The organism is Pseudoalteromonas sp. Cn5-37 (assembly GCF_021532495.1).
Lineage (GTDB): Bacteria > Pseudomonadota > Gammaproteobacteria > Enterobacterales > Alteromonadaceae > Pseudoalteromonas > Pseudoalteromonas simplex.
Map to the genome: position 1 here is coordinate 26,472 of NZ_JAKGBA010000018.1, position 11,754 is coordinate 38,225.

The 11,754-nt window shown below is 41.5% G+C and carries 6 protein-coding genes; 5 read left to right on the plus strand and 1 reads right to left on the minus strand.

Features of this window, described 5'->3' with window-relative positions:
- The first annotated feature begins 85 nt into the window (after window positions 1-85).
- The 4 genes from L1266_RS16480 to asd all read left to right on the plus strand — a co-directional run bounded on the left by L1266_RS16480 (window position 86) and on the right by asd (window position 8,092).
- Window positions 86-2,839, plus strand: a complete 2,754-nt coding sequence (locus L1266_RS16480; RefSeq protein WP_138600834.1) for a hypothetical protein — start codon at window positions 86-88, stop codon at window positions 2,837-2,839.
- A gap of 78 nt (window positions 2,840-2,917) precedes the next feature.
- The gene (locus tag L1266_RS16485; protein WP_187490928.1) at window positions 2,918-5,551 is read left to right on the plus strand and encodes a TonB-dependent receptor domain-containing protein; all 2,634 of its coding nucleotides are present in this window, start codon (window positions 2,918-2,920) and stop codon (window positions 5,549-5,551) included.
- 388 nt (window positions 5,552-5,939) lie between these two features.
- Complete coding sequence (yegS, locus tag L1266_RS16490; protein WP_194441057.1) at window positions 5,940-6,836, plus strand: lipid kinase YegS; 897 nt, start codon at window positions 5,940-5,942, stop codon at window positions 6,834-6,836.
- 119 nt (window positions 6,837-6,955) lie between these two features.
- Window positions 6,956-8,092 (plus strand): aspartate-semialdehyde dehydrogenase, encoded by a 1,137-nt coding sequence (gene asd / locus L1266_RS16495; RefSeq protein ID WP_235377945.1) that lies wholly within the window; start codon window positions 6,956-6,958, stop codon window positions 8,090-8,092.
- Window positions 8,093-8,226: 134 nt separating this feature from the next.
- On the opposite strand, the gene L1266_RS16500 is transcribed toward asd, so the two are convergent.
- A complete protein-coding gene (locus L1266_RS16500) occupies window positions 8,227-10,374 on the minus strand; it encodes a TonB-dependent siderophore receptor (RefSeq protein ID WP_235377946.1) in 2,148 nt (715 codons plus the stop codon).
- Between the two features lie 509 nt (window positions 10,375-10,883).
- Here L1266_RS16500 and L1266_RS16505 point away from each other — a divergent pair.
- A complete protein-coding gene (locus L1266_RS16505; protein ID WP_199529403.1) occupies window positions 10,884-11,495 on the plus strand; it encodes an FMN-binding negative transcriptional regulator in 612 nt (203 codons plus the stop codon).
- Window positions 11,496-11,754: the final 259 nt, after the last annotated feature.

The window sequence follows — 11,754 nt, forward strand, 5'->3', positions numbered from 1 at the left end:
AAAGCATTAAGTTTTAGTGCTTTTTCGGTGACTTGAGTTTATGCGCTAACACAATAATTAAATATCTATCTTAACGGAGTGAACAATGAAATTATCTGGCTTATTCAAGGTTAGTCTTGTAGCTACAGCAATCTCTTTAGCAGGTTGTGGCGGTGGTGACATCAACATCAACGTGGACGAAACAGTTGAGCAACCAACTACACCTACTAACCCAACTACACCACCAACAACTGAAGAGTTACCAGGTGTATACAGCCAAAGCCTTTCGAATGAAGTATCTGCTGCATTAGGTCGTGATGTAACAGTTCAAGTTCTTTCAGGCGTAATTACAGAAGATACAACATTATCAACAGACGCATTCTGGGCACTTGATGGTGCAGTATTTGTTGGTAACGATAAAGCAGACAGTGCAACATTAACAATTGAAGCAGGTGCGGTAGTATTCGGTAACAGCGGCTCTGATTACCTAGTTGTTAGCCGTGACTCTAAAATTGAAGCTACAGGTACTAAAAACGACCCTATCATCTTTACTTCTAAGCAAGATGTAGTGGGTGATGAAACATCTGCAGGCCAATGGGGCGGTATGGTGCTTCTTGGTAATGGTATTTCTAATAAGTGTCCTGCTGAAGGCGATTGTGCTCTTCAAGTTGAAGGTGTTGAATCAGGTGCTGTATTTGGCGGTACGGATAACACAGATAATTCAGGTACATTAAAATATGTTGTTGTTAAAAACGCTGGTTATGAAATTGCACCAGACAACGAACTAAATGGTATTACGTTTGGTGCTGTTGGTTCTGGTACTACAGTTGAATACTTACAAGTTCACAATAATTCAGATGATGGTGTTGAATTCTTCGGTGGTGCAGTAAACCTTAAGCACGTTGTATTAACAAGCATCGATGACGATAGCATCGACTGGGACAATGGTTACCAAGGTAAAATGCAATTCGTTTATGTTGAACAAGATCCTGATTCAACAGATGCAAACCGTGGTATCGAAGCAGATAACGACGGTAGCACACCTTCTAAAGAACCAAAATCATTACCAATCATCTCTAACTTAACAATCATCGGTAACAACTTTGATGGTGAAGATGATGCTGAAGGTATCTACCTTCGTGAAGGTACAGGTTTACACCTTTATAACTCAGTGATCACTGGCTCTGATGAAATGGGTGAGTGTTTAGAGATTGAAGGTGCAGAAGACGGTGCTAGCGAAACAGTAAATAACGCTAACGATGGCACTATCTTAATGCAAAACACGTTTATGTCGTGTACTAATGGCGAAAACTTCAAAAATCCAGTTGATGGTAGCGGCAACACGTTACTTGAGCTTGAAACATGGTTTACAGCACAATCTGGTAACGTAATCAATGACAAGCCAATGCTTGGTGCAAACGGTCAACCAATTGCAGGCTCGCCATTACTAGGTGCTGGCCAAGATGTAGCAAATACTGTTGATGCGTTCTTCGATACAGTTGACTTTGTTGGTGCATTAAATGACTCAGATGACTGGCGTGAAGGTTGGGCATTTGGTTACGGTGGCGGTGAAGTCACGGCACCACCAGCTGTAGCAGGTTGTCCATCTGGTACAACGTCAATCTCTCCAGTTGATGGCAGCACAACAACATGTGAAGTGTCTGGTCGCATTACTGCAGATTTAACACTAACTGCGGGTAACTACTACGCATTAAGCGGTGCAGTATTTGTAGGTGATGATAATGCAGATTCAGCTACTTTAACAATCGAGCCAGGCGTAACAGTATATGGCCGTACAGGTGATGATTACTTAGTAATTAGCCGTGGTTCAAAAATTAATGCTAACGGTACTAAAGATGAGCCAATCTCGTTCACTTCAAGCCAAGATGTTATGGGCGGTACTACAGCTGCGGGCCAATGGGGTGGTTTAGTTCTTCTTGGTAATGCGCCATCGAACAAGTGTCCAGCAGAAGGCGATTGTGCACTTCAAGTTGAAGGTGTGGAGTCAGGTGCCGTGTTCGGTGGTACTGATACAACGGACAACTCAGGTACGCTGCGTTATGTTCGTGTGATGAATGGTGGTTACGAAATCGCACCAGATAACGAATTAAACGGTATTACGTTCGGTGGTGTTGGTTCTGGTACTACTGTTGAGTATGTGCAAGTTCACCAAAACGCGGATGACGGTGTTGAATTCTTCGGTGGTAACGTACAAGCGAAGTACTTAGTACTAACAAGCATTCAAGATGACAGCATCGACTGGGACAATGGTTTCCAAGGTAAAATGCAGCATATTCTTGTTAAGCAAGCAGCTGATAACTCAGACGCGAACCGTGGTATTGAAGCAGACAACGATGGTACTACACCGTCTAAAACGCCTAAGTCAAACCCAACAATTGCTAACTTAACAATCATTGGTAATACCTTTGACGGTGAAGATGACTCAGAAGGTATGTACTTCCGTGAAGGTACGGGTGCGCAAATCTATAACACAATCGTAACGGGCCCTGAAGGCATGGGCGAATGTCTTGAGATTGAAGGTGCAGCTTCTGGTGAAAGTGAAACAGTGAACAATGCCCAAGATGGTACCTTAATGATTAAATCATCAGTGATTGCATGTTCTGAAAACTTCAAAGACCCAAGTGGTGTAGATTTCAGCGTTGAAAACTGGTGGACAAACACATTAGGTAACTTAGTTGCTACAGGTCAAACGCAAGTTGTAAATGGTATCTTTACTATCGATACAACAACAGCGACAGACGTGAAAGCAATCGACGGTTTCTTCGATACAACAACGCACATTGGTGCAGTATCTGCTGATAACAACTGGACTGAAGGTTGGACGGTAGGTCTGGAATAACACAGTAAGCGAGGTGCTAAACAACGTTTTTAGCACCTTTAAACAACTTTCTGTAACTTATTTCAGATAGAGGTAAACATGAAACAATATTCAAAACAGTTCAGCTTAACAGCACTAAGCGCAGCTATCTTATGCGGCTTGAGTGTCTCAGCACACGCAGCTGAAGCAGACGAAGAAGCTGTTCTTGAAGAAGTTGTTGTTAGTGCAAGTCGTTTAAAAGGCACTGCAACAGCTGTTCTAGAAGAGCGTAAACAGCAAGCATTCGTTGCTGATATTATGGGTGCAGAGCAAATTTCACGAAGTGGTGATAGTGACGCTGCTGCAGCGCTACGCCGTGTAACAGGTTTAACACTTGTTGATGGTAAGTTTATTTATGTTCGTGGTTTAGGTGAGCGATATTCAAGTACACAGTTAAATAATTCTGCTGTACCAAGCCCAGATCCAACGCGTTCTGTATTACCACTGGATTTATTTCCATCAGGTATTATCGAAAGTTTATCAGTACAAAAATCGTATTCACCGTCAATGCCAGCGTCTTTTGGTGGTGGTAACGTTGATATTCGTTTGAAATCAATTCCTGATCAATTTGTATTTGATGTGTCGGGTCAGCTTGGTTACAACACCAATAACTTTGATGATGGCCTTGAATACAACGGTGGTTCGGACGATTGGTACGGTGTTGATGATGGCACACGCGAAATTCCACGTCCTATCCTTGATGTATACCAAAGTGGTCAATCGCTTGATGATTTAACACCTGAGCAAAGCCGTGCTTTAGCACTGTCGTTAAATCGCGATTATGATCCAAAATCAGCAAAGGTTGATCCGAATACGAAGTTCACTGCCACATTAGGTAATAGCTTCGAATCAGATAAATGGCGCTACGGTTTCTTATCGTCGCTTAGCTACGATAATAAGCACGTTGTTGCAGATGAGTATCAAGGTCAAGGCTTCTTGATTGGTGAAAACTCAACAACCATGATCCGTGGTTATGACCAAGTACTAAGTACTGAACACACGGTTAAAACATCAGGTATGGTTACTGTTGGTGTTGAGTATGACAAAGCGCATAAAGTTGACTACACAGCTTTAATCCTACGTGATACTGAAGATAAAATTTCAGATCGTTTAGGTATTGACCAAAACAACAATACCTCTGATAACAAGCGTGTACGTTCGTATGATGTTCGTTATGAAGAGCGTGAGTTGATCGTTAATCAATTAAAAGGTATGCATACTTTTGATTGGTTGAATTACGCGGGTTTTGACTGGAAGTATTCAATTGGTCGCTCAAACCGTTACGCACCAGGTAACATGGAAACTCGTTTCATTGTTACTGATGCTAACGAAGATGGGTTTTACGATACAGTAAACGAAAGCGCATTAACCAATGCAACAACAGCTGCACGTTACACTTTCCAAGATTTGGATGATGAAGTAGAGAACTACGGTTTTAACTTTACGTTGCCTATTATGCTAGATGGCGTGGATGTTGAGCTTAAATCAGGTGCTGACTTTATCTCTAAAGAGCGTTCAGCAACTAACCGTCGTTTTGATATCAATACACGTGCATTCTCAGATGTTGACTTAAACGGAAATGAGTTAAACACTATTTTGTCTGATGATGTACTCTCGAACGCGACACTAACGCAACCAATCTTGAACGACACAACGGTTTCAGGCGATGACTATAAGTCAGCGCAGAAAGTGGATGCCTATTACTTCGAAGCAGATTTCTTCTTCAATAATACATGGCGTATTACCGGTGGTTTACGTTGGGAAGATTTCCGTCAAGTATCTGTTCCTCTTGACCCATTTACTGGTGGCCTTGCATCTTCAATTGATTATGATGAGTTAGATCAGCTCGCATTCCGTGAAGACGACGTTTATAGTGCACTTGCTTTAACTTATGTGCAAAACGACGAAACGCAATGGCGCTTAAGCTATGGTGAAACTGTTGTTCGCCCAGATTTACGTGAGATTTCTGATGCAACTTACATCGATCCGCTTACTGAATACCCTGTAGGTGGTACGCCTGGTTTACGTACAACGCAAATCAAAAACTATGATTTCCGCTGGGAAAACTATTTTGATACGGGCGAGAACTTCTCTGTCGGTGTGTTCTATAAAGACATGGTTGACCCAATTGAGTCTGTTCAATCACCTGCACAAGATGGTCCACCATTGGTACGTATTGCTAATGCAGAAGATGGTTATGTTGCGGGTGTTGAATTTGAATACCTGAAAGATTTTGCTTTCTTAGGTGGATTCTGGCAAGACGTGTTCATGACAGGTAACGTGACGTTAAGTGACTCAGAAATCAACATGGACCGTCAGGCGATTGTTGAACAAACAGGGGTTTCTGCAGCGGTTACAAATACAACACGTCGCATGACGGGCCATTCAAAATATGTTGTGAATATGCAGTTAGGCTATGACGCACCTAGTGGGCAGCATGCTTCAACGCTAATCTATAACGTATTTGGTGAGCGAATTATTATTCCTGGCATTGAAGGTCAAGAAGATTGGATGGAGCAACCTTTCCACTCTCTAGACTTTAACTACACCTATTTCCCTGATTTCAACTCAAGCTTGAAGTTCAAAGTGACGAATATCTTGGGCGCAAAATCTGAAATAGAGTCAGCGGGAACTTTAACTCGCTCTAAAGAGAAAGGCACTGAGTTCTCAATTGAGTACAAATACCAGTTCTAATACTCTGACCAAGGAAGGATACAATAATAAATCCTAACGTTGATTTAGCCCTGCACTAGCAGGGCTTTTTTCTATACCCAAACCACCTCAAGATGCAGAATTCAGCGTTTCACAGGTGCTTAATATCAAGGCGTTACTTTGCAAGAATGGCAGTCCCTTTTAAGAAGTAACAACGATGAGAGTAAGTGCCTGTGAAGCGCCCAAAGGGTTGGTTTAAAAGCGATTTATACTGCGTTATTGATTTTAACAATAGAACCACTATTACTTGCAATCAATGCCTTGCCTAAATCGCTTTTAATTCCAACTGAAACTCGCATCTTGAGGTAGTTTGGGTATATTAAACCATTGCGTGTTATGGTAGTTCTAAGTGTTAAAACAGGGATTAAAAATGGACTTACGGTTAATTATAAATGGCAAAAAAGCGGCTGATGAGCAGCTTCGTGACGCCATCGGTCAATTTCGAACTCGTCAGCCACTTGCGGTGCGTGTTACCTATGAAGGCGGTGACATTGAGCGTTTTATTAATGAAGCCGTCGCAGAGGGTGTAAAACGTATTGTCGTAGCTGGTGGTGATGGCACCGTTAATGAAGCCGTTAATGCATTAATGAAACTGGAAAAGTCACAACGTTTAGAGCTTGCAATTTTACCTATGGGCACAGCAAATGACTTTGCTATAGCCGCTAATATTCCTCACGGGTACTTGCCAGCACTGAAGCTTGCCGCACAAGGTCAGTCGCATGCAATTGATACGGTAGAGGTTGATAAGCGTTATTTCGTAAATGTAGCCAGTGCTGGCTTTGGGGCAAAAATTACCGCAACCACACCGCCTGCACTGAAAAACTTACTCGGTGGTGGCGCGTATACCTTGGCTGGTCTTGTACAAGCGCTGAGTTTTGTACCTTACAGTGGCGAGTTAACGCTGCCTGATGGTGAACGTACTTCGGGCGATATTATTGCCGCTGCCGTATGTAATGGCCGCCAAGCGGGCGGTGGCCAATTACTTGCGCCACATGCGTACATAAATGATGGCTTGGTTGATTTAGTGGCGTTTACATCATTTGCAATCTCAGATGTACCAGCGGTTATTGAAGAGCTCAGTAATTACCCTAACTCTTCACAACAGTGGGTAAAACGCTTTCAAGTGCCTTGGCTTGAATGGCAAACACAAACAGAAATGCCAATAAACTTAGATGGCGAGCCAATCAGCTCAAAGCAACAGCATTTTAAAGTGCATGCTGGCGCGCTAAACATGGTACTACCAGACGCTTGTCCGATGCTAAGATGAAAAATTTTGATGTTACTCGGTTTACGCTGGTTTTGCTAAGACCGCAATGCTAGATTACTTCTGTAAAAATTAAATTCTCACGCAATGGACTTTAATTTTTAACAGTTTAGGTAATTTGAATGAATCAAACAGTGGAACAAACAATGAAAAAAGTAGGATTAGTCGGTTGGCGGGGCATGGTTGGCTCTGTGTTATTAGAACGTATGCAGCAAGAAAATGATTTTTCTAATATCGACACGACTTTTTTCACCACCTCACAAACCGGTCAATTAGGTCCTGATCTTGCGGGTCCTGCTAAACCGCTTTTAGATGCCAATGATATCTCTGAGCTTGCGAAGATGGATATTGTTGTTACTTGCCAAGGCGGTGACTATACCAAAGCCGTTTACCCGCAATTACGTGAATCAGGTTGGCAAGGTTACTGGATTGATGCGGCATCGGCACTGCGTATGAGTGACGACAGTATTATTGTGCTTGACCCAGTAAACAAAGACGTTATCAGTGCGGGTTTAGAGCAAGGTGTTAAAACCTATGTGGGCGGTAACTGTACCGTATCACTAATGCTATTAGCGCTAGGCGGTTTATTTGAGCAAGACTTGATTGAATGGGTAAGCCCAATGACATATCAAGCGGCTTCTGGTGCAGGCGCTCGCAACATGAAAGAGTTAATTGCGCAAATGGGTGCAATTCACGAAACTGTTGCTGACAAACTTGCAGATCCAAATGCTGCGATTCTTGAGATTGATAAGTTAGTCACCGAAAAAATTGCCTCAAGCGATTTACCACAAGACCAGTTTGGTGTGCCTCTAGCAGGTAGCCTTATTCCTTGGATTGATGTACCAATGCCAAGTGGTCAAAGTAAAGAAGAGTGGAAAGCGCAAGTTGAAGCGAACAAAATTTTAGGCAGCAGCGAACAACCTATCCCTGTTGATGGCTTATGTGTTCGCATTGGTGCAATGCGCTGTCACTCACAAGCAATGACAATTAAGCTGCGCAAAGACATTAGCGTTGAGCAAATTGAAGAAATTCTGGCTTCTCACAATGAGTGGGTCAAAGTGATCCCGAATGATCGCGACATTACCGCTACAGATTTAACGCCTGTAAAAGTAACTGGCACGCTGTCTATTCCGGTAGGTCGTATTCGTAAATTAGCGATGGGCCCAGAGTATATCAGTGCGTTTACGGTTGGTGACCAACTGTTATGGGGTGCTGCTGAGCCACTGCGTCGCATGTTACGTATTATTGTCGATGGCTAGAACTGGTTTTACTTGGGTAAAAAAACCTTATTCAACTAACTCAGAGCTTCTGTTGAAAACTCAGCTGATTTTTACTCTGTTTCTAAATTCGCCTCGTATATAGAGGCGAATTTAGTTAATACTCGTGTATGTTATTAAAAACGATATTGAGCAGTGATACTAAAGTTTCTCGGTGCGCCATATTGATACTGGTTATAAAACCCAATTTGGCTGTAATAACGTTTATCAAATGCGTTCTCTAAATTAGCGCGCAATGTAAGTTGTTCGTTTACGTTGTATCTTGCCATTAGTCGAAAAAGCGCATAACTTTGCTGACTAACCTCAACTGAACTTCTATCAGGCTTAGTGACATTTCTATTGATTTCACTTTGCCAATTAAAACCAGCTCCCAGTTGTAGACCACTTAGTATATTATTTAATTCATAAGTACTGAAAAGCTTTACTTGGTGTTTTGGGCTCGTGGTCGTTATCTTTTCTCCATCAGGGTCTTTTGTTTCAAATTGGCTATATCCAAAATAAACATTCCAATGCTCATTAATTGAACCATTTGCTTCAAATTCGAATCCTTGCGTTTTGGTGCCATCAATACCACGGTAAATAGGCACAGTAGTACCAGGTAATGTTTCTCCTGTTGCTTCGCCAACATTATCTTGACGGATCTCAAACACTGAAAATGAGGTGTCTAGCGCTTCTTCAAATAGGCTTGCTTTAACACCTGCTTCGTAGTTTTTTCCCTTAACAGGATCTAGGTAGCTGCCATCGGATTGAACTCTACTTTGTGGTGTGAAAATATCGGTGTAGTTAGCATACAAAGATACATTTTGCCCAACAGTATAGGTAGCGCCAATGTAACTGGTAAATTCATTATCAACTTCGTAATTATGAACGGTTCCGAAATTGTCTTGCTCAGTTTCCCAATTATCAATCCGTCCTCCTATAACCATTGAAAGCGCGTCAGTTACTTCAATATCAGAAGCAAGATATATTGCTTGTTGCTTTGTTTCTCCCCATGAGCCATACAAGATTTCATCACTCCATTGAGGGGTGGGATAAGTAAAGTTTTTATCTCTAAAATCACCCAAAGGCGGTGCTTCATTTAAAGAGCCATAATATGGGTTGGCAAACTCTTGTTTCTGCTGATTTACACCAATTAGAACTTGTTGAGAACGATCGAGTAACATAAAACGGCCCGATAATTTTAAGTCGTATGTATGTTGAGTGCGATTGCCATCAATAAATGAAAGTGAGCCAGGTATCATTCCTTCATTGGTTATTGGGTCTGGGTTACCCGTTGGCCATAACACATCATATTCTAAATCGTTATCGCCATAGATGTAGCTGGCTTTAACTTGCCAGTCATCACTAAAGTTATGTTCAATCGTGGCAAAGCTGTTCAACGCTTTGGTTTTAGATGATGCCCAGCGAGGAGCAGTTGATGTGTGGTGACTGTAATTAGTTCTATTACCTTGGTTGTCAAATAGCGGTAATCCACCAGACATTGAGCCTTCAGGCTTGGTATCTTGATAATCAGTTCCTAAGGTTAGTAATGTGTCACGACCTAAATCTGCTTCAATAATACCGTAAAGGGTTTGTCTTTGTTGCTCGTAACGATGCTGATAACTTTCGCGATCTTGATATGCTATGACGACTCGACCTCGAACGCTTGCGTCTTGATTCAAACCTCCCGATAAGTCAACAATACCGCGTAACTGTTGCCATGAACCAATACTTAGGCTTACGTTTGCTTGAAATTGTTCTGTCGGACGCTTACGCACTAAATTGATAGCTGCCGATGGACTGCCCGCACCTAACATCAAACCAGTTGCTCCGCGAACAACTTCTATGCGCTGATAAATTGCGCTATCCATTAAGTTGTCACCATAGTTAAAGCGTGTATCGTAGGTTGTCGCCACACCGTCATACAAAATACTACTTACGCCAATACCGCGGGCACTGATTGAGTATCGGTCGTTGTCAGAAGGGCGGGTATTAATCCCCGCTACGCTGTTCATCACTTCAATAACAGAGTTTAGTTGTTGATCTTTTATCGCTTGCTCATTCACGACTGTGGTTGATTGTGGTGTTTCAAGAAATGATAACTCTAAACCCGTTGCGGTACTCATTTGCTCAACTTTATAGCTTTGAGCATTGTTTTGTTCACCCACGACTGTGAGTACTTCCATATCGTGATGCTTTTTTTGCTCAGCCTGTAAAGATTGACTAAATATCGCTAAACAAGAAAGTGCGACAGGCGTGAGTTTAAAGTAGTTAGTCTTTGTCATTTTTTATCCGTAGTCCTATTACGTCTTTAAATAGTGAGGCCTATGCTTAGGCTATTGTTGTGTCATGTTGAAAGTCATGACGAGTGGAAAATCATGGAGTGGGCTTATGATATCCCCAGCAAAACGGAGATTTTTCTTTTTAGATAGTTGGAATCATTAATCCATAGATATTGCGGTAGTTTAAAAATTTCCATTGTGTATATCCTTTAACATTGATTTAGTAACCAAGAGACAAGAAGAGTTTTTCTTCAGTCTCCAATTAATTAAAATCCGCAACACTCTGTACCGATTAATGGGAATATACCACTTAATAAATGGTAATTTAAATTATTATCATTTATTAAGTGTGCAGTTAAAAGGCCTTTTGATTTGTTAGTTTTTTCGAATTGGTTAAAGGACATAACATTATTTGTGATTTAAGTCGTGGCTAAAGGCTAGTAGAAAACTCTTGATCAATTACAATGTTAGATTCAAGCAATCGGAGCAATTTTTAATAAATTGAGAAAAGCATGCACACACCCAACAAGTGGAAAATGACACCAGAGCGAGTATCGCAGTTTATCAAAACCTACAGCTTTGCATTAATGGTTGATAGTGAGTTTGAGGCAACCCATCTACCATTAGTGTATAAACCCGATGAGGGCGAGTTTGGTACCTTATATGGTCATGTGTCACGGGCTAATCGTCATGGCAAAAGCTTGCAAGATACCCGTGTATTAGTGGTTTTTAATGGCCCACATAGTTATATTTCACCCACTTGGTATAGTGAGAAGCCAGCTGTATCGACCTGGAACTACGCTGCGGTGCATGCCCAAGGCATAGTAGAATACCTTGATGATGACAACACCTTAGCCTGCCTAAATGAGTTAATTAGCCAATACGAGCCAAGTATTTTAAACGACACCAGTTTGTTGCCAGCTGATTATCAAGCCAAATTACTGCGTGGCATAGTGGGTATTAAAATCGAACTTGACTCAATTCAGGCAAAAGAGAAGTTAGGCCAGCATAAGTCGGCGGCGGATCAACAAGGTGTTTTAACAGGGTTAAAAGCAGATAAACACCCTGATGCCCAAGCTTTACTTTGCTATATGCTTAAACATGAAGTAGGAATAGGCAGCTAATTTGCATCCAGCAAATGCTGCCAATTGGTTGGAAAGTATCTAGCAACACTTTGTTAAAAGCATGTTAATTACTAAAACTAAAGTTAGTACATTCCACGTGTCTGTCAACTAAATGTCATATTTTTAACAGGTAAGTTTTGAGTAAAAGCAAGCATAAGGGGTATAAATTTCACGTTAACTTTATGTGGTCAAGCTTGCTTTGCCCCATAAAAATAAACACTTAATTATTTGCTGAACTTCCGAGGTCTCACTATATTTT